This window comes from Rhizobium sp. SSA_523, from assembly GCF_030435705.1.
Lineage (GTDB): Bacteria > Pseudomonadota > Alphaproteobacteria > Rhizobiales > Rhizobiaceae > Neorhizobium.
Map to the genome: position 1 here is coordinate 59,945 of NZ_CP129380.1, position 16,869 is coordinate 76,813.

Sequence of the window (16,869 nt, forward strand, 5' to 3'; positions counted from 1 at the left end):
TGAACATAGTGCGAGACTCCGCCATGTAATTGACTTTAGTCAAACTATGGAACCCTCTGCACTCGTTGATCCGTGCTATTAACGCCCGTCGGCTTTGCCGTCCTTGCTGACGCGAGCCACTACAGCATGTTCGGAGTTTGCAAGCCGGGTGCGGCCGCGCGAGCAAACTAAGATGGTATGGAGGAGCCGATTTGCTCAGACGGTAGTGGACACTCCCGTACGGCGATACATCAACAATTGATCAACGCCGTTGGCGAGGCTTTGACAGACGGCTCAGATAGACACGCAGTGGAGCACCCCGCGTAGCCTTCATCATGACGTCCGCTTCTCGGCTAAGTCTCTCCCTCACCAACTGAATCTGTTAGGCGGGATAGAAGGGCAGGGGTCGGGTCGTCGGTTCGATTCCGCTCAAGAGCTGAGGAGATCCTGCAAATGCGACCCACTCCGACTTATGCCCTCATTCTTTCAGCTACGATTTGACCGCTAGAAGATGAGGTCAATACGAACGAGTTGAGCAAACCCTGGAGAGTTACACTTTCGCTGGCCAAGGCAGCGCCAGCAGCGCTCATCTCTTCCACCATTGCTGCGTTCTGCTGTGTCGATTGATCTAGATGGTTCACCGCGACATTGACCTGTGAAAGACCGACTGCCTGTTCCTGCGCTGCGATCGCGATGGCGTCCACGTGACTTGCCGCTTCCTGCACGAGCTCGTCAATCTCGGCCAGTCCGGTGCCTGTCTCCGAGACCAGTTCGACGCCCTGGCGAACTGCCAATTCAGAATTGCCGATCAGCCCCGAGATTTCCCGGGCTGCCTGCGCCGAACGCTGGGCGAGCTCCCGGACTTCCTGGGCAACCACGGCAAATCCCTTGCCGGCCTCGCCGGCGCGGGCTGCCTCCACGCCCGCATTGAGGGCGAGCAGGTTTGTCTGGAAGGCAATCTGGTCGATCACACCAATAATTTGACTGATCTGGCTCGATGCCTGCTCGATCTTGTCCATCGCTGCCACGGCGTTTCGTACCACTTCACCGGATCGACTTGCTCTTTCGCGTGCGCTCTTCGTTACGCTTCGGGCCAAATCCGAGCGTTTTGAAGTGGCCGTGACATTCGCTGTGATCTGTTCGAGTGCAGCGGCCGTTTCTTCAAGCGAGGCCGCCTGCTGCTCGGTGCGCCTCGACAGGTCATCCGATGCCGAAGAAACCTCGGATGCTCCGCCGGTGACGGTCGTGACGGATTGGCCGACGCCAACCAGTGCTTGCCGCAACTGCACCACCGAGCGATTGAAGTCATGGCGAAGGTCTTCGAATTGCGGTGCAAAGGCCTCGTTCACCTCGCAAAGAAGGTCGCCGGCAGCAAGCTTTCTCAAGGCCTGGGCCAGTGTGCCGGTTGCCTTGTTCATGCGGGCTTCGGCCTCTGCCTCCGCTGCGATCTGCATCTCAACTCGGTCGTGTTCGGCCTGTTCGCGTGCGCGCTCTGCCTCCAGCTCCAGTTCGCGATTTCGGATCGCAGAAAGGCGGAAGACTTCTACCGCTTTGACCATGTCTCCGACTTCGTCCTTACGGTTGGCAGATTGCCCGGTCGGTTCGAGGTAACCCTCTGCCAATCTGCGCATGGAACTGACGAGCGCTTTCAGCGGACGGCTGATTGTTCCTGCCAGAAACAGCGACAAGGCGATAACCAGAATGGCCCCGGCGATGCAAAGGATCAGAACCGTTCCGAGCCGGGTGAATGCACTTGCGGCGATGGCGCGTGCCTCGTTGCCGAGACGCTCGAGGCTTGCCCTTTCCAGAGCCTTCATTGCGTCAATACGCTGACTGGTGGCTGCAAACCAGCGATCAGCGCTCAAGTCACTGGCCGCTGTCGAACCCGTCCCAATCAAGGACGACCGCGTGGCTTCGATCTCCTTCAATGCAGGAATGGAGAGTTGCGAAGTGTAGGCGGATTGTAGTTCCTTCTGCTGTAGAGCGAGGAAGTTGTCTATCAGGCTATTTTGAGCGCCTGCCATGCGGGCAAAGGGGGCAACAAGCTCGGGGTCAACGTCGCGCGACGTGATGAACCCGTTCCCGGTTGCGCGCTCCTGGCCTGCAATCTCCTTTGCCTGCATGAGCAGGTTATAGCCGATCATTTCGGCCGCGATACTCGATCCAACACCTTGTAGAGAAAGTTCGGATACAAGGGCCGAGAGTTCACCAATCAGGCCACTGTAGAAGTCAAAGGACTGCTTACCGTTGAAGGACAAGTTGTCGATGGATTGCCTTTTGGCGGGCAGCTCTTGAAGCGCTTGTTGTGACAAGGCCCAGCGGCGGTTCAGTTCCGTGTTTTCGAAACTGGCTATGGCGTCAGCGAGCTTTGGCAGCCTTACCAGACCCGCATCGGTCGATTGGCGCGCCGTTGACAGCGGCGTTCGGTCTGCGCTGCCGTTTGATCCGATGTATCCCGCACTCTGCCCCCGCTCGCTCTGGAGGACGTGGATCATCTCGCCAATGGCCGTGATGTTCTCACTCACCTTAGCGACGGTCTGCATCTGCCGGTAGGAGCGCCACGAGTCGAGAAGCTCCATCGACGCAAGGGTAAGGGCTGCAACCAGAGGAAACATGATCGCAAGCCAGAGGCGCTTGTTGATCGAAAAGTCGGTGATGCGCATCTTACATGCTGTTCCTGAGCTGGGGCATCATGCCGAATATCGTAACATCATGATACGATGTGAATTTTAGCGAGCATTGATGTGGTAAAGTAAAAAGTTGTCTAACGCGTCCGGGCTCGCTTTGACGAATGCCAAGCGTCGAACAAACAAACCCCAGCGTGCGTCAATCCAACGCAGGCTGCGGGAAGGTTCAAACCGCGCCCTTCACATGTACGCGCAAATTCCAAGGGCGATAATGAGGGCATGGAGGGCCGATCATCGCCTGTCGCCTGCGTACCGAGGATCAAGTGACAGCAGCCGGTCCATGAGATAAGCGACCGTCTCGGGTCCGGCGATGCCACTAATTACACATTCATGCATGTCGCAGACGGTGTCACAGGCTCGCTCACGCCGCGACCCGAAAGCGGCCGGAGGAGCAATCCTTTCGCGATCTATACCTTGGTCAGGCTTCTGGTTCTTCGGCATGATCCCTCGTCCCCGACAGTTGTTATTCTAGAAGGCTCCGACGGTGAAGCGTGGAAAGAGGACCTCATTTTCCAGATGCATGTGCTGGACGAGATCATCGGCAAACTTCTTTACGCCGGTATAAAGCGCGCGCCATGAGTTGCAGGCACCGTCCGGCAGATGAAATCCGCCTGTCACGTGCTCCAGTTCCGCCAGATGCTGTGCCTCGACGTCATGTTCATGGCGCATCTGTTCGATGGGCATGCTCAGTGCTTGATGGTCGCCGCGTTCCATAGGCGGGAAGAGCATAAGCTCCTCTCGGTGCATATGGCTATGGAGATCGCTCTGGATACGCTCAAGGAGATTTGCCAGGCCGATCGGTGCATCGGGATGATCGCCATGCACCCGCTCGACCTTGGCGGCAAGCGGGATCAATGAGATGAGATCTGCACGATGGGTATCGTGGTAGCGTGTCCTGAGATGATTGATCAGATCGACTGTGCCATCCGGTGCTTCAGTCGATGCGGCGTCGACAAGGCCCTGCAATTCGTCCACCAGTGTCTCCGGTGAGAGGCCTGCAGCTTCGGCCGCAGCCCCGATGCTGTCAGAGCCACCGCAGCAGAAGCTGATGCCATGACGGCGGAAAAGTGCCGCTGCACCGGGGAGGGAGGTGGCGATCTTCCCGACCGTCTGGTTTGCGTTGAGTTCCATTGAGTTCACCTTGCTTGCGCTTCAATGCGTTATCGTTGTGGTCGCGACTATGGCGGGGAATGCCGATCCGATCGTTGCGTTTTCGCAAACAAGATGGGCGCTGTTCTCCCTCGCGCTCAGGATGCGTGGGCGGTGTTTTTCGCCCGCGATACCCAGGCGGCCCCCTCTCGGGCATGATGAAAGCCGTTGGAAAACTTGGCCGTGGGATAACAATGCCCGATCAACGTGGCGGCTTCCTCAGGTCCCAGGCTGCCGGACAGCAATTCTCGAAAGATGGTAGCGATGCGCGCCATGTCGCAGTCCTGTGGTGAGAGACGGAAGGCATTGACCCCGGCCTCCTGCAAGTCGGTCAGTTCGCCGAGCAGGAGTTGGCACGTGTGCGACATCGTCTGCACGCCATTGAGCACCAGGAAAGACTGGCGGTCGAGTGTCTTGATTGGCAGACCATCCGGTTCTTCGCCACAGACGAACTGACAATTGTCCTTGATCCGGCCCTTGGAACGGGCATGGGCGCAGCGCGCCGATATGGCCAGCGGCATGCGACCGAACACCATGACTTCGAGAGCCACATCAGAGGCATCTTCGGCGATCCTAGCAATCGAGCTGAAAGGAAGTTCGGGCGGAAGACAGATGCGGTTTGCCCCGCGTAGTGCCATTAAGCGCGCCGTTGGACCGTTATAGACATTGATCAAGGGGCCAACGAGGTGTCGGCGGCCATTGATCAGGCCGATTGCGGAGAGATCGTTGACCTCTATAGCGTGGTCCGACGTCTCGATCAGCTCTTTCACCATCCGACTTTCTCGCTCCAAGGTGACGAGCGCCAGCGAGGAGAAGGCCACCGATTTTCCCGCCCGTTCCAGGCGCTCCACCACATCTGCCAAGTATGGCTCGATGAAATGCTGCCGTTTTGAGCAGACAGTCTCGCCGAGGATAATGCGATCCACGGGCGCTTCGTCTGCGATCCGATAATAGAAATCTCGCCATTTCGGGCCGTCCCATAGATAGTAGACGGGGCCCAGTGTCAGTTCGGTCATGCTCATCTCCAGCGCTTCTCATAGGCGCCGACCGTGGTCTTCTGCCCTTCGCTCAGCGCTCTCAGCCGGGTCAGCAAGGGGCCACGCCCCGAGGGGGCGGTTGCGAGCACCTGGCGCAGCGTCGATACGACCTCGGCCACGTAGGCTTTGCCGCGCTGGCGTCCCTCAATTTTCAAGGCGCAGACACCGGCATCCTTCAAGGCTTCGATTTCGCCCATGACGTCGAGGGACACTGGGTCTTCGAAGGCGTAACCACGGGCATCGCCGATGTCGAAACGCCCCTTGCAAAGCGTGGGATAACCAGCGGCCTCGCCTTGGCTGAAGCGGTTGATCGTATAGGTGCCGAGCTCTGACACCATGTCGGAGCCGTCCTGTCGGTACCGCACATGGCTCGCCGGGGAGCAGACGCCGTTCATATTGGGCGATTTGCCGGTGGCGTAGGATGAAAGCGAGCAGCGTCCCTCGGCCATGACGCAAAGCCCGCCGAAAACAAAGACCTCGATCTCGCATTTAACCTTGCGACCAATGCGGGCAATGTCGCCGATCGTCAGCGTTCTCGGCAACACGACCCGTTTTGCGTCGAAGGCTTCGACGAGAAAATTGATCGCTTCGGGATTGGAAGCAGACGCCTGGACCGAAACATGCAAGCGCTGCTCTGGATAGTGTTCCCTGACATGGGCCATGAGGCCGAAATCGGCTAGGATCAGCGCATCGGCACCGAGCCTTACCGCGTCGGCCGCCGCGCGATACCAGATCTCTTCGTCGCCAGCCCGCATGAAAGTGTTGAGGGCGACAAATGTCATGCAGCCTTTGTTGCGGGCATAGACAATCGCGTCTCGCAGCTCATCTCGGCTGAAATTGAGGCCGGGAAAATTGCGGGCATTGGTCTCGTCGCGGAAGCCGCAATAGACCGCATCAGCGCCTGCATCGACGGCTTCACGAAATGCGGCTGGTGTTCCCGCCGGACAGATCAGTTCCATCACCGGATCTCCCTCAGCGACCGGCTTCGGATTTCCACGGCCAGCCTGTGAACGACGGGGGCGGCCGGTCCCCCGATCCGCGCGAGATCACGCGGAAGGTCGATATCGCAGTCATCAAGTGCGTTTCTCATCGCAAGCATGGCCTCCATGTCTCCGATCACCTTCAAGTCGCGGGAAAAGAACAGGGCATCAGCATCACAACGCCCCTCAAGGAGTGCCAGCAGTGTTACCAGCGGGGCCTCGACACCCGCATCCGCTGTGAAGGTATCGCCTTTGCGCAACACAGTGAGATGAGGGACGCCAGGCTCGATGAGGAAGACGAGGGGTAGGTCCGTTGGAGCAAACGAAAAGCGGCAGCTTTTGTATGTGCCAAGGCGCTCGAACATATCGCCATGAGCTAGGAGCAGGAGCTTGAAAAGGCGACGTGCAACGAGCTCAATTGGCACGAGCGGCATGAGCGGCACGGCTTTCAGCGGGAGAGCCAGAATGGATGTTGTCTGCATTGCGCCAATTTTGATGGTTGAACCGGCGCAAACCTATGAGAACGGCCGACAATCCAGATTGCTCCAGCGCAAAGACGTAACCGAATTCACAGGTCATAGCGGTCCGCATGACACAGAACGCACCGCCTCGTCGCTACGACGGTCTTCAAGCTTTCATGACCGAACTGGAAAAGCGAGGACGGCTTATCCGCGTCTCGCGGCCGGTGAGCCTTGTCCATGAGATTACGGAAATCCACAGGCGGGTTCTGGCAGAGGTAGGCCCGGCCTTGCTCTTTGAGCGCCCGGTCCGGGCAGACGGTGCAGTGTCAGAAATACCGCTGCTTGCCAATCTGTTCGGCACGCGCGAGCGGATCGAACTTGGCTATGGCATCCCTGGCGGCAAGATCGGCGATCTCGCGGACCTTCTGGCCGAATTGCGCGAACCGAGGCCGCCGGCGTCGCTCCGGGATGCCTTGAAGAAACTGCCTGTGCTTCGCTCCGCCATGGCGCTGGGATGCCGCAGGATGTCTCACGCCGAATGCCAGGACATCGTGTTCGAAGGTGAGGCTGTTGATCTCAGTCGGCTGCCGATCCAGTGGTGCTGGCCCGGCGAACCGGCACCGCTAATCACCTGGGGGCTTGTCGTCACCGCCTCGCCCTCCGACCCTAAGGATGTCAATGTCGGCGTCTACCGGCTGCAAGCCCTGGACCGCAGGCGGTTGATCACGCGCTGGCTTGCCCATCGTGGTGCTGCAAAACATTTCCGGCAGTGGCAGTCCGTGGGGCGGGACATGCCCATTGCGGTCGTAATCGGCGCTGATCCGCAGACAATCCTCTCCGCCGTCATGCCGCTGCCGGAGACAATGAGCGAGCTTTCGTTCGCCGGTGTGCTCAGAGGAAGGCGCGCCCATGTGGTGCGGGCGCTCACCCAGCCGCTAGATATTCCAGCCACTGCAGAAATTGTTCTGGAGGGGGCCGTTTCGATCGCGGACACCGCACTTGAGGGCCCCTATGGCGACCACACGGGCTACTACAATTCCGTCGAACCGTTTCCCCTCATGACCTTGAGCGCGATGACGATGCGGCAGGATCCTGTTTACCTCTCGACCTTCACCGGTCGTCCGCCAGACGAGCCTTCGGTGCTTGGAGAGGCGATGAATGCCCTCTTCCTTCCCCTCGTCAAGCGCCAGTTTCCGGAGATCGTCGATCTCTATTTGCCTCCTGAAGCGTGCTCCTACCGGGCGATCGTCGTGTCGATCGACAAGCGCTATCCGGGGCAAGCCCGCCGGATCATGCTCGGGCTTTGGTCGATGCTGCCGCAGTTCAGCTACACCAAGCTCATCATCGTGGTCGATGCCGATGTTGACGTCAGAAACTGGAGCGACGTCATCTGGGCGCTTTCCACGCGGTTCGACGCCTCCCGCGATCTGGTGGTGGTGGATAACACGCCCATCGACTACCTCGATTTTGCCTCTCCCAAGCCTGGGCTCGGTGGAAAGCTCGGTCTCGATGCCACCAACAAGCTTGGCGCAGAAACCGATCGGGAATGGGGCCGCGTGCTGCAAATGACGCCGGAGGTCTCGGCGCGCGTCGATGCGATCTGGCGCGAACTTGGACTTGGATCCCTCAAGACAAGGGAAGGTGAGCCATGATGAGGCGTGTCATTCTCGGCATGTCCGGTGCTTCGGGGGCGGCGATCGGTCTTCAGGTCGGCCGGCTCCTGGCGGCCATGGATGATGTTGAACTGCATCTCGTCGTCACGTCAGCAGCGCGCCGGACAATCGCACATGAGGCGGGCAACGAGGCGCTGGGGCGGCTAATCGGGCTCGCTGCTCATTTCCATTCGGAAAGCGATATCGGTGCATCGATTGCCAGCGGATCATTCCGCACGGCCGGTATGATCGTCGCCCCTTGTTCGATGCGGTCTCTTGCAGCGATCTCGACCGGGATAACCGACAATCTTCTCACTCGCGCCGCCGATGTGCAGCTCAAGGAGCGTCGCAGGCTGGTTCTCCTTGCCCGCGAAACGCCGCTTCACCTCGGGCACCTGCGCAACATGGCGGCGGTGACCGAGATGGGGGCTGTGGTGATGCCGCCGGTCCCCTCATTCTACCGCAATCCAGCGAGCGTAGAGGATCTCGTCGCTCATATTGCGGCTCGTGCCGTGGATCTGCTCGGGTTGACGGACGCACCCTTGATACCGGAGTGGAGAGGGTGATTGTACTGAGACCGCCATCAGTTCTTTGAACGTCGCTCGCGGGAGATTGGTTGCGCTTGGTTGGCTTTTCGCGCAGACTCGGTTCACGGTGACTTTACGTTGCATCCTAGACAGTTTTAGCTGGGCTAGCAGCTTGATCCAAGTCACCGGCTCTTTTTGGTCGGCTGTTCGGCTTTATCAAAATATCAAGCACCACTGCGCCCATGACCAATCCGCCACCGACCCACGTGGCCCAAGCAGGCAGTTCCCCGAAAGCCAGCCACACCCAAAGCGGTGCGAGCGGGTTTTCCAAGCTGCCGATTACGGCGGAACGCGTCGCCGAGATCAACCGGGTCCCGACCGTCATCAACAGCAGGCCGAGACCAAACTGGACGGTTCCAAACAAAACAAGATCAAACATGATCGGGGCCGATACCTGCATAGGCTGGGCGAAAGGTAGCACCGCGAATGCGCAGAGAAAGGCGGATAGGCAGACCGCCGGAAGCATGGAAACATGCCGATGTCGGCGGATTATGACCATCATTGCGGCATATGATAACGCCATCATTGTCGCGAAGGTATGGCCAGCCAAATGACCGCCGGAGATTTGAGGGTTCACGATGATCATGACGCCGACGAGGGCTACGAGGCTGGCCGCCCACGTCGTCCAGTGCTCTCGTTCACCTGTGAAGACCAGCGCTAGGATCGCGGTCATAAATGGAAGCGCCGCGTGTATCGTCATCACGTCTGCCACGGGAGCTAGACGCAGAGCATTGATGAAGCAGATCGTGGCGAGTGTGGAAAGGAGCATCACCCCTAAGCCAGCCATTCCCGTAGCCCGGACTGAGCCCAAAAGGTCGTTCCTATGACGCCAGGCGACGTAAGTGCCGATGAATAGCCCGCCGAAGATCCCGCGCCAGAACAGGAGCGTCCAGACATCGAGCGTGATGAGCCGAGTGAAGTAACCGGACAGGCTGTAGGCGACTGCGGAACCGATAATCAGCAGTGTGCCGAGCCATTTGTTATAATCGTCTTGCATCGTCGCCCCCTTGCATCTGGAGCTTTGTACCCCGATGCTACTGACACCGTTTTGTCAGTGGTCTTGGAGGTAGCTCGTGCGTCGTGCCGATCGTCTTTTCGATATCATTCAGGCCTTGCGTGGCAAGACGCAGCCGACGACGGCCGCCATGCTGGCGCAAATGCTGGAAGTGACGACCCGCACCATATATCGGGACATCGCAACCTTGCAGGCCCGTCGAATCCCCATCGAGGGCGAGCCGGGGCTTGGTTACCTGCTACGAAAGGGCTTTGATCTCCCACCCCTTATGTTCACAATGGAGGAAATCGAAGCCATCACAGTCGGAGCAAATCTTGTTCATCGCATCCGCGACCCGAAACTTCAGGAAGCGGCCGAAAGCGTTCTGAGCAAGCTTCAGCATATCGTCCCGAAGGAACTGCGCTCCTATCTTGCATCACCCCGGTTCTATGTCTCGGAGGGGGATGCTGTGCGACCCAACGGGATTGAACTGCTCGACGTGCGTAATGCCATCCGAGCATGTCGCAAAATCGAGATCACCTACATCGACGAACAACAGCGTCGATCAAGGCGCACGATCTGGCCAATTGCTACCGTCTACTATGTCGATGTGACCTTGATCGCCGCCTGGTGCGAGCTTCGCGAAGACTACCGCCATTTCCGGGCAGACCGGATTTTACAATCCGAAGTGCTGGAAGACCGATATGCTTCTGATAGCAGTCCTCTGATGGCAGAGTGGATGGCGAGGCGGTTACATGCTCCCAGACCCCTGGAATGAAGTCACTGAGACGTGATCGCGCTACTCGGCGGGAAGCATACTCTCATTGTATTTCAACCCTTCCGCGCAATCAACGGCATGTAGAAGACCACGTAACCCATGAATGCCACGATCCACGCGATGCCTGCGATCGGCAATAACAGCATGGTATGCTGCGGCCAAATTGCGACCGAAATCCTCAGCAGTGCCGAGAGGATGATTGGTGCATAGATGAGCCAGGTTGTCGTGGGGGGCGACGTCAGCGCCTGACCCGTATGGCCTCTCGTGGCGCGGGTCATCACCGCCAACGTTACGACCCCGACCCCACCTGTCGTCCAGGCATGGATGCCTGCCGAGGCGAAGCCGGAGTGGTCCAACTGCATCGAGAGGCCGATCAGCAAAAAGCCTAAGGGAATGAAGAGATAGCCGACATGCAGGATCGTCACGAGGGGCTCCCCAAGCGTGCGCTCGGGGCACCATCTTGCCTGTCGCACGAGATGAGCAAGGCTGGCGACAAGCATCAGCAGCCCCGTGGGAAACTGGAGGCTTTCAAGACCGCCGCCGACAGCGATCCACATCGCCATTGAAAGGCTCCCAAGGATCATGACGGCCAGATCGAAACGGGCGAAATTCTGCGGCAGCCGTCCCGGATTGTTCGCTTTTAGCCAGTTGCCGGTAAATGCCGGAATGATGCGCCCTGCGACCAGGGAGATGAGGACGAGGATCGCGGACAGGGCCAGACGGTCGGCGATTTCGACGCGTCCATAGCGCTCAATCTCGACATGGAAGAGAACCTGGGCGGCGCTCAGCAGCGCCAGAACGGCGACGATCTTGTAATTGCGTCGGTTCGAGGCAGCGACCAGTTCCTTCAGGACGAAGATGGCGAGCACCGGCAGGAAGGTGAGCGCGACGAGCATTGCGCCGAGCATGCCCGTCAGTTCCGAGAGGCTGATCGTCAGACGCCCGGCGAACCAGAGAAGAAACAGCGCCAGAAGAGGCATGCCCTTCAAACCGGGCCTGCCGGTCCAGTTCGGCACGGCGGTGAGAAGAAACCCTGCTATCACGGCCGGGACGAAGCCGAAGAGAAGCTCGTGCTGGTGCCAGGCCACTGGCGGCAAAAGGGTTGGCACATGCATGAAGCCGAGGAACCAGGGGACCCAGATCGCGATGGATAGGGCGGCGACAAGCGCGCTGCCCGGAAAGAACAGGCGGAATCCGCCTGACAAGAGACGCTTTGGGATGGAGGGGCCGGAAAGTGTGGTCATGTCAGCACCTTTCCTGGTCAACCGTATGCGGCGACCAGAGCAGAGGAATATAGGCCTTGGCCCAGAGGAGGAAGGAAAGCGAAAACAGCGCAGAGGAGAGACCGTAAGCGCCGAAGGGCAGGGAGAGCGACGGCGCGAACTCCGGGAGGATCCGCAGAAGAACCGACAGGACCAGAAGCAGGATCGCCACCCGGGTTGTCTTTGAAAAGCGCAGCGGTTGACCGGTATGCAGAAGGCCTGCAATCGAGAGTACCTGCAGGACGCCGAGACCCAGCCCCCCCATCAGTGCCAGATGCAGCCCGCCCAGCCAGGGCAGAGGCAGGCCAATGAGGTTAAGGCCGCAGATGAGAAGGCCGGTGCCAGCCAGCGCACTCGACAGCCAAAGACCGCCAAGTTCGAAGGAAAAGCCTTCGCGACCGACGAACCCCTCGCCGACCCGATCGAGAAAGGCTGCACCGGCGGCCAACATCAGATAGCCGCGCACGGCGTCCGACAGCGTGGCTGCCTCTGCCACGATCACCAGCATGGTCAATCCAGCCGAGAGATGGACCCGGCCCGGATGCGGTCTGTAGGGCGAGGTCTTTTCCGTCGGATCGAGGATCAGGTTGGTCACCGGTACGGTGATGCGGGCAAGTGCGAGGCCGAGCAGGCCGAGAAGCGACAGCCCGAGCATTCTGATTGCGCTTTCCGACAGATCATATTCTCCCAGAGCCATTGCAATTCGTAGCAGGGCCGCAGCCCCGGCAAAGGCGGTGAGGAACAGCATGAAGCCCAGGAGATCGGTGTTTTTTTTGATCCACGACAGACGCAGCGCATAGGCGAGCAGGAACAGCATCCAAGACATATCGAAGAGCAGGCCGAGAAGCCAACCGTTCTCGACAGCGAGCAAACCGAGCACACGGGCGCCTGCCCAGAGACCTGCAGCCAAGAACAGGGGGCGTCCACTGAGGCGTTGCGTGTCCGTCCATTCCGGTAGGGCAGAGGTCAGGAAGCCTAAAAGCGCGCCTCCGAAGGAGCCGACCAGCATTTCTTGGGCGTGCCATTGGCGGGGAAGGGACGAGACAGCAAAAGGTAGATCAAGAGACCAAACCACAATCCAAAGAAACGGCCACAGCGCCGCATGCAAGGCGGCAAGTGGAAACATCAGTCTGAGGCCTTCGGCGGACATGGCCCTGGCAAGATCGGCCGAGGGAAGCATGCGTATCGCTGGAAGCACACTCATGCCAGCCTCCGCTCGTCATGTTCTTCAACGACGGCAAACAGCGGGTGGTCGGAGATGAGCCTTCGTGCCGTCTCGAAAATCATCTCCTCACTGCGATGCCCCGGTGTCTCGGGAACAGAGACGCAGTCGAGAATTCCATGGCCGTAGCGGTCGAGGACCGCGATCCGGTGGCAGATCCGCAGCGCTTCATGGATGTCATGGGTGATGAAGAGCCCGCCCTTGCCGCTGTCTGAGGCTGTGGCGACGACGAGATCCTGCATCCGCCGTCGCAAGGCGGCATCGAGCGCGGTGAAGGGCTCGTCGAAGTAGAGGAAATCGGGGTCGGCGACGAGAGCACGGGCAAGCGCCGTGCGCTGGCGCATGCCACCCGACAACTGCGATGGAAACTTTTGCCAGTCGCTCTCTTCCAGCGATACGCGATCACAGGCCGCTGCAATTCTTGCCCTTCGCTCGGACCGCGCCACGAGCAGGCCAGATAGGCCGAGTGCCACGTTGGCTTCGACCGTCGCCCATGGGAGGAGGCGCGGTTCCTGAAAGACGAAAGCGCAGCGCGCATAGCCTCGCTCGACTTGGCCGTGGCGGGGGATAATCAGCCCGGCGGCGATCTGGGCAAGCGTGCTCTTGCCGCAACCGGATGGTCCGACCAGCGCGACCATTTCCCCCTGGTTGACCTGCAGAGTGACCTGTTCGAGAACGGGGCGGCCGAGATAGACGTGCCCCACGGCTTTGAGCTGGAGGAGGGTCATCGGCGTACGCCCCAGGGTTGGGCGGCTTCCCGCCATGCCTCGGCTTCGGCGCGCAGTGGCTGAACAATTCCATATTCGACACTGATCAGCGCAGTGACCGACAGGAGGATCCAGGCAAGGGCAGCTTCCACATCGAGTGCGGAACGGGCATTGGCGAGCGCGCCTCCTATACCGCCGGCATTAGCCAGCAACTCGGCCATGACTGCTGCCTTGAAAGCCGTGCCCAGTGCCATGACCAAAGCAGGAAATACCGCATGAAGCATTTGCCGTAGGGATATCTGAAACAGGCGGGCCAGCCATGACAGACCGGCCATCCGGGCCATGTCTTCCAACGACCGGTCCCGTGTATGGATGCCCTCGGCTGCACCAACAAAGACAAGCGGCAATGCGGCGATGGCAGCTGTCGCAATGACCGTTCCTGCCCCCATGCCGAACCAGATCATCAAAAGGACGATCCAGGCGATTGGCGGGACGCCGATCAGCAAGGTTACCTGCGGACGTGCAAGCCTCATGATCGCCGGATGGTATCCGGCCACCACGCCTGCCATCGTCCCAATCACGGCGGCCAGTGAAAAGCCGGCGAGCGCCCTCAGGCTCGTCGACACCACCAACATCTGATTGTCGGGGTCTGCTGCTAGCTTGAACAGGGTCTGGATCGTCTCGGCCGGTGCTGGCAACACGAAGCTGCCATAGGCTTCGGCTCCGAGCTGCCAAACGGCTGCAAAGACGGCAAGGCCGCTGAAACCCGCCCAGCCGGACCAGAGGAAGCGCGCCACCCTTCCCGCACGATAAGCCAGGCCCATGATGATCCAGCCCTATAGATAAAGTGACGCGTCTGGCATGCGACCGCCCACCATCTCGGGATGCCTCTGTGCCACGGCTTTGAGCAGGGTCTCGATCGGTCCGCGAGCGTCCCGAGCGGCGATGGCGACGAGGTTCGAATAGGGGATCGACGCCTCCAGCACAGGCCATGGGAGTTCAAGCGCCGATGCGGCTTGGCTCGCAGCCGCTGCCGGATTGGCGTTCACCTCGACTGCTGCCCGCGCAAGTCCCGCAAGAAGCGCGGTCGCCTGTTCCGGATGATCGTCCAGGAAGCTTTGCGTCAGGGCGAGACCTGCCTGGGGCATGACCGGCGTACTTGCCGTGACCGTACCCCATTCCTTCTGCATGTCGATGACGCGGTGAAGCGCCTGACCACCGGTACTGGCCTTGAAGATGGCGGCAGAGACCGCCGGTTCGGGTAGGAGCGCCGTGTCGATGCGCCCTGCGAGCAGCATCTGCACAGCTTCGATTGGCGTGCCGGCCCGCTCTACCTTGACCTTGCCGGTCATCCGATGATGGGCAAGCGCCGCATCGAAGACAAGTTCCGGCGTGTCATTGGGAAATGGCACGGTCACGCTTTGACCTTCGAGATCGGCGAAAGTGGTGATCTTCTCATCGCGCGAGACCATATAGAGAAGGCCGTTGGTCATTACGCTGGCCAGTTTCAGGCCAAGACCGCGCGTATGGAGATTTGCCGCCGCCGTAGTCGGCATGACCACGGCCTGCATCGACCCGGATGCAAGACCTGCCCGCATCTCATCCGGCGTGCGCCACACCTTGAACTCCACTTTGTTGGCGACATCGCGCAGCAGGCCCTTGCCAACAGCATAGGCAAGCGTGATCGATGGCCCGGCAGGTGGGCCGTAGAGGACGAGCTGGTCAAGTGAAGAAGCGCGTGCTCGCTTGTTTAGGAAGGGGAGGGCGAGGGTCGCGGCAATGCCAGCGCATAAAGTGCGACGGGTTGGTGCGTAGCCTGCCGTGCCGGCTTCAATGATATCCGTCCTGCAAACCTGTTTCATGGTGTTGGGTATCCCGCTCTCCCAAAATTGATTTATCTACTCATGTTATCGCCGGCGGCGCGCGGGATGTTTGACGTAGAGCAAGGAATGAATGGAATTGCCGGCTGGAATCGTTCTCAGATGTCGAGCGCGAGAATTGGGTCTGCGCCAAACAGGGCGGCATGGCCTCCCGCGAGCAGCCAAAGTGTGACAAGCAGCGTCACGGCGAGCCCGGCTACCAGATGTCCATCCAGACGCAGCTTGGCGCGTCCCGAGAGCAGGGCGATCAAGGGAAATATGGATGTTGATCTCTCGACTGGTAACCAGTCTTCTCCCATCCTGCGTCTCGCGCGCTTTTCCGCGACAAGGATGCTGACAGCAGAAAACAGACCGAGGCCACCGAAGATAAGGAGCGATCTGGTATCACCGTTTGCTGCGAGGTGGCCGAGAGACCAGAGGAAAAATCCCCACAAGACCGGATGGCGGGTGAGAGTTGTAATCGCGCCAGGTGTAGTGCCTGTCATGAAGCTGATAGATGCGGGATTGGGACTGATGAGGCCTGCCGTGACCAGAAAGAGCCCGAGTGGCGACAACACGAGATTGGCGAGGATGCTCCGGGAATCCGGCCGCCAGATCTCTACATAATCAGTGCTCCAGGCGGCATGCAGGACCCATATCAGGAGTGCTACGGATGTTGTCGAATAGACTAGAAGGTAGAGCCGTAATCCAAGCGCTGCGGTTAGCCTTCCGCGGATGGTTGGTAGGGCAGGCACCGAATGCAACAACAAGAATGCTGCAAGCGCAAGAACGATCTGGGTCATGTTGGGAACACCTGCGTTTCGGGTTCCACGTTTAGAAGCTGCTGCAGCAGCATCTGCTCCGCAGTGATATGGCGCCGGACAGCTTCCTGAAAACCCCGAACCATATGGGCCACCGTTTCCAGGCGCAGTCTGCACCGTCTGCGAGCGACAGCGGCCAAGGTGAGGGATAGCTCACGGGCCGCGCGGCGGTCGACGCGATGTTCAGACTTGACCTGATCGAGAAGAAGGGAGCCGAAGCAGGAGCCGGCATGCAACTCGAGGTCGGGGTAAAACTTCTGCTCTTCCAGAGTATGGGCGGCGGCGACCAGCGGTTCGATGTGCTTGGCAACCTTCTGGATGCCGCGCGGAATTTCGCCGGCGTCGAAGTCCGTGGCCAGTTCCTCCAGCCTCAAGCAGAGAATAAGAAGATCTCGGTGCTTGTCCTCAAGCGCCCTGACCTCGGTGGCCGTCAAGCTGGATCCGATCGTTTCCATGGTTGCCTCCTCATTGGCCCAGAAACAGGACGACGCCGATGACAAGCGAAGCCAGCACGGCAGCAAGCGTGCCGCCGCCCTGCAGTACGCCCATGCGCTTCAGCATCAGGGCAAAGCCCATGATGACAGGTGTCGCAACGATAAGGCCGATCTGTGCATCCGTCATTTCCAGTCATTCCCTTCTGTTCTGGCCCTTCTGTTCTGGAAGCACTCTGCCTTGTCTTTCGTCAGTCTTCTTT

General features: G+C 59.6%; 17 protein-coding genes. 3 read left to right on the top strand and 14 right to left on the bottom strand.

Features of this window, described 5'->3' with window-relative positions; all coding sequences use genetic code 11:
• Positions 1 to 449: 449 nt before the first annotated feature.
• The 5 genes from QTJ18_RS00535 to ubiT form a co-directional block, all read right to left on the bottom strand.
• Positions 450 to 2,642 carry a methyl-accepting chemotaxis protein gene (locus QTJ18_RS00535; RefSeq protein ID WP_252755129.1) on the bottom strand — a complete coding sequence of 731 codons (2,193 nt, stop codon included), beginning with the start codon at positions 2,640 to 2,642 and terminating at the stop codon, positions 450 to 452.
• A gap of 492 nt (positions 2,643 to 3,134) precedes the next feature.
• Positions 3,135 to 3,797: an iron-sulfur cluster repair di-iron protein gene (ric, locus tag QTJ18_RS00540; protein ID WP_252755128.1), complete on the bottom strand. Its 663-nt coding sequence runs from the start codon at positions 3,795 to 3,797 to the stop codon at positions 3,135 to 3,137.
• A 116-nt stretch (positions 3,798 to 3,913) separates the two neighbouring features.
• On the bottom strand, positions 3,914 to 4,837 hold the full coding sequence (gene ubiV, locus QTJ18_RS00545) for a ubiquinone anaerobic biosynthesis protein UbiV (protein WP_252755127.1): 924 nt from the start codon (positions 4,835 to 4,837) through the stop codon (positions 3,914 to 3,916).
• The gene (ubiU, locus tag QTJ18_RS00550; protein ID WP_252755126.1) at positions 4,834 to 5,811 is read right to left on the bottom strand and encodes a ubiquinone anaerobic biosynthesis protein UbiU; all 978 of its coding nucleotides are present in this window, start codon (positions 5,809 to 5,811) and stop codon (positions 4,834 to 4,836) included. The genes ubiV and ubiU overlap by 4 nt, the downstream gene beginning before the upstream one ends.
• Positions 5,811 to 6,314: a ubiquinone anaerobic biosynthesis accessory factor UbiT gene (ubiT, locus tag QTJ18_RS00555; RefSeq protein WP_252755125.1), complete on the bottom strand. Its 504-nt coding sequence runs from the start codon at positions 6,312 to 6,314 to the stop codon at positions 5,811 to 5,813. Before ubiT ends, ubiU begins: the two co-directional genes overlap by 1 nt.
• Before the next feature lie 107 nt (positions 6,315 to 6,421).
• Between ubiT and QTJ18_RS00560 the strand changes: the two genes are divergently transcribed.
• Both QTJ18_RS00560 and QTJ18_RS00565 read left to right on the top strand, forming a co-directional pair.
• Entirely contained in the window at positions 6,422 to 7,945 is a 1,524-nt protein-coding gene (locus QTJ18_RS00560; RefSeq protein WP_252755124.1) for a UbiD family decarboxylase, read from the top strand.
• Positions 7,942 to 8,511, top strand: a complete 570-nt coding sequence (locus QTJ18_RS00565) for a UbiX family flavin prenyltransferase (RefSeq protein WP_156322792.1) — start codon at positions 7,942 to 7,944, stop codon at positions 8,509 to 8,511. The genes QTJ18_RS00560 and QTJ18_RS00565 overlap by 4 nt, the downstream gene beginning before the upstream one ends.
• 106 nt (positions 8,512 to 8,617) lie before the next feature.
• Here QTJ18_RS00565 and QTJ18_RS00570 read toward each other — a convergent pair whose 3' ends face one another.
• On the bottom strand, positions 8,618 to 9,529 hold the full coding sequence (locus QTJ18_RS00570; RefSeq protein WP_252755123.1) for a DMT family transporter: 912 nt from the start codon (positions 9,527 to 9,529) through the stop codon (positions 8,618 to 8,620).
• 76 nt (positions 9,530 to 9,605) lie between these two features.
• On the opposite strand from QTJ18_RS00570, the gene QTJ18_RS00575 reads away from it, so the two are divergent.
• Positions 9,606 to 10,304: a helix-turn-helix transcriptional regulator gene (locus QTJ18_RS00575; protein WP_252755122.1), complete on the top strand. Its 699-nt coding sequence runs from the start codon at positions 9,606 to 9,608 to the stop codon at positions 10,302 to 10,304.
• Positions 10,305 to 10,357: 53 nt separating this feature from the next.
• On the opposite strand, the gene QTJ18_RS00580 is transcribed toward QTJ18_RS00575, so the two are convergent.
• The 8 genes from QTJ18_RS00580 to QTJ18_RS00615 all read right to left on the bottom strand — a co-directional run bounded on the left by QTJ18_RS00580 (position 10,358) and on the right by QTJ18_RS00615 (position 16,796).
• Positions 10,358 to 11,548, bottom strand: a complete 1,191-nt coding sequence (locus QTJ18_RS00580; RefSeq protein ID WP_252755121.1) for an NnrS family protein — start codon at positions 11,546 to 11,548, stop codon at positions 10,358 to 10,360.
• A 1-nt stretch (position 11,549) separates the two neighbouring features.
• On the bottom strand, positions 11,550 to 12,770 hold the full coding sequence (locus tag QTJ18_RS00585) for an NnrS family protein (protein ID WP_210270934.1): 1,221 nt from the start codon (positions 12,768 to 12,770) through the stop codon (positions 11,550 to 11,552).
• Positions 12,767 to 13,516, bottom strand: coding sequence for an ABC transporter ATP-binding protein (locus QTJ18_RS00590; protein WP_252755120.1), 750 nt, complete (start codon positions 13,514 to 13,516; stop codon positions 12,767 to 12,769). The genes QTJ18_RS00585 and QTJ18_RS00590 overlap by 4 nt, the downstream gene beginning before the upstream one ends.
• Entirely contained in the window at positions 13,513 to 14,319 is an 807-nt protein-coding gene (locus tag QTJ18_RS00595; protein ID WP_252755119.1) for an ABC transporter permease, read from the bottom strand. Before QTJ18_RS00595 ends, QTJ18_RS00590 begins: the two co-directional genes overlap by 4 nt.
• Before the next feature lie 12 nt (positions 14,320 to 14,331).
• Complete coding sequence (locus tag QTJ18_RS00600; protein ID WP_252755118.1) at positions 14,332 to 15,357, bottom strand: ABC transporter substrate-binding protein; 1,026 nt, start codon at positions 15,355 to 15,357, stop codon at positions 14,332 to 14,334.
• Between the two features lie 116 nt (positions 15,358 to 15,473).
• A complete protein-coding gene (locus QTJ18_RS00605; protein WP_252755117.1) occupies positions 15,474 to 16,157 on the bottom strand; it encodes an NnrU family protein in 684 nt (227 codons plus the stop codon).
• On the bottom strand, positions 16,154 to 16,630 hold the full coding sequence (locus QTJ18_RS00610) for a hemerythrin domain-containing protein (RefSeq protein ID WP_252755116.1): 477 nt from the start codon (positions 16,628 to 16,630) through the stop codon (positions 16,154 to 16,156). Before QTJ18_RS00610 ends, QTJ18_RS00605 begins: the two co-directional genes overlap by 4 nt.
• Before the next feature lie 10 nt (positions 16,631 to 16,640).
• Positions 16,641 to 16,796, bottom strand: coding sequence for a hypothetical protein (locus tag QTJ18_RS00615; RefSeq protein WP_176952447.1), 156 nt, complete (start codon positions 16,794 to 16,796; stop codon positions 16,641 to 16,643).
• Between the last annotated feature and the right edge of the window lie 73 nt (positions 16,797 to 16,869).

Excerpts from the sequence above, each read along its gene's own strand:
- QTJ18_RS00590 (WP_252755120.1), bottom strand. The coding sequence starts at position 13,516 with ATGACCCTCCTCCAGCTCAAAGCCGTGGGGCACGTCTATCTCGGCCGC.
- ubiU (WP_252755126.1), bottom strand. The coding sequence starts at position 5,811 with ATGGAACTGATCTGTCCGGCGGGAACACCAGCCGCATTTCGTGAAGCC.
- QTJ18_RS00570 (WP_252755123.1), bottom strand. The coding sequence starts at position 9,529 with ATGCAAGACGATTATAACAAATGGCTCGGCACACTGCTGATTATCGGT.
- QTJ18_RS00600 (WP_252755118.1), bottom strand. The coding sequence starts at position 15,357 with ATGAAACAGGTTTGCAGGACGGATATCATTGAAGCCGGCACGGCAGGC.
- ric (WP_252755128.1), bottom strand. The coding sequence starts at position 3,797 with ATGGAACTCAACGCAAACCAGACGGTCGGGAAGATCGCCACCTCCCTC.
- QTJ18_RS00605 (WP_252755117.1), bottom strand. The coding sequence starts at position 16,157 with ATGACCCAGATCGTTCTTGCGCTTGCAGCATTCTTGTTGTTGCATTCG.
- QTJ18_RS00615 (WP_176952447.1), bottom strand. The coding sequence starts at position 16,796 with ATGACGGATGCACAGATCGGCCTTATCGTTGCGACACCTGTCATCATG.
- QTJ18_RS00595 (WP_252755119.1), bottom strand. The coding sequence starts at position 14,319 with ATGGGCCTGGCTTATCGTGCGGGAAGGGTGGCGCGCTTCCTCTGGTCC.
- QTJ18_RS00580 (WP_252755121.1), bottom strand. The coding sequence starts at position 11,548 with ATGACCACACTTTCCGGCCCCTCCATCCCAAAGCGTCTCTTGTCAGGC.
- QTJ18_RS00535 (WP_252755129.1), bottom strand. The coding sequence starts at position 2,642 with ATGCGCATCACCGACTTTTCGATCAACAAGCGCCTCTGGCTTGCGATC.
- QTJ18_RS00585 (WP_210270934.1), bottom strand. The coding sequence starts at position 12,770 with ATGAGTGTGCTTCCAGCGATACGCATGCTTCCCTCGGCCGATCTTGCC.
- QTJ18_RS00610 (WP_252755116.1), bottom strand. The coding sequence starts at position 16,630 with ATGGAAACGATCGGATCCAGCTTGACGGCCACCGAGGTCAGGGCGCTT.
- QTJ18_RS00560 (WP_252755124.1), top strand. The coding sequence starts at position 6,422 with ATGACACAGAACGCACCGCCTCGTCGCTACGACGGTCTTCAAGCTTTC.
- QTJ18_RS00565 (WP_156322792.1), top strand. The coding sequence starts at position 7,942 with ATGATGAGGCGTGTCATTCTCGGCATGTCCGGTGCTTCGGGGGCGGCG.
- ubiV (WP_252755127.1), bottom strand. The coding sequence starts at position 4,837 with ATGAGCATGACCGAACTGACACTGGGCCCCGTCTACTATCTATGGGAC.
- ubiT (WP_252755125.1), bottom strand. The coding sequence starts at position 6,314 with ATGCAGACAACATCCATTCTGGCTCTCCCGCTGAAAGCCGTGCCGCTC.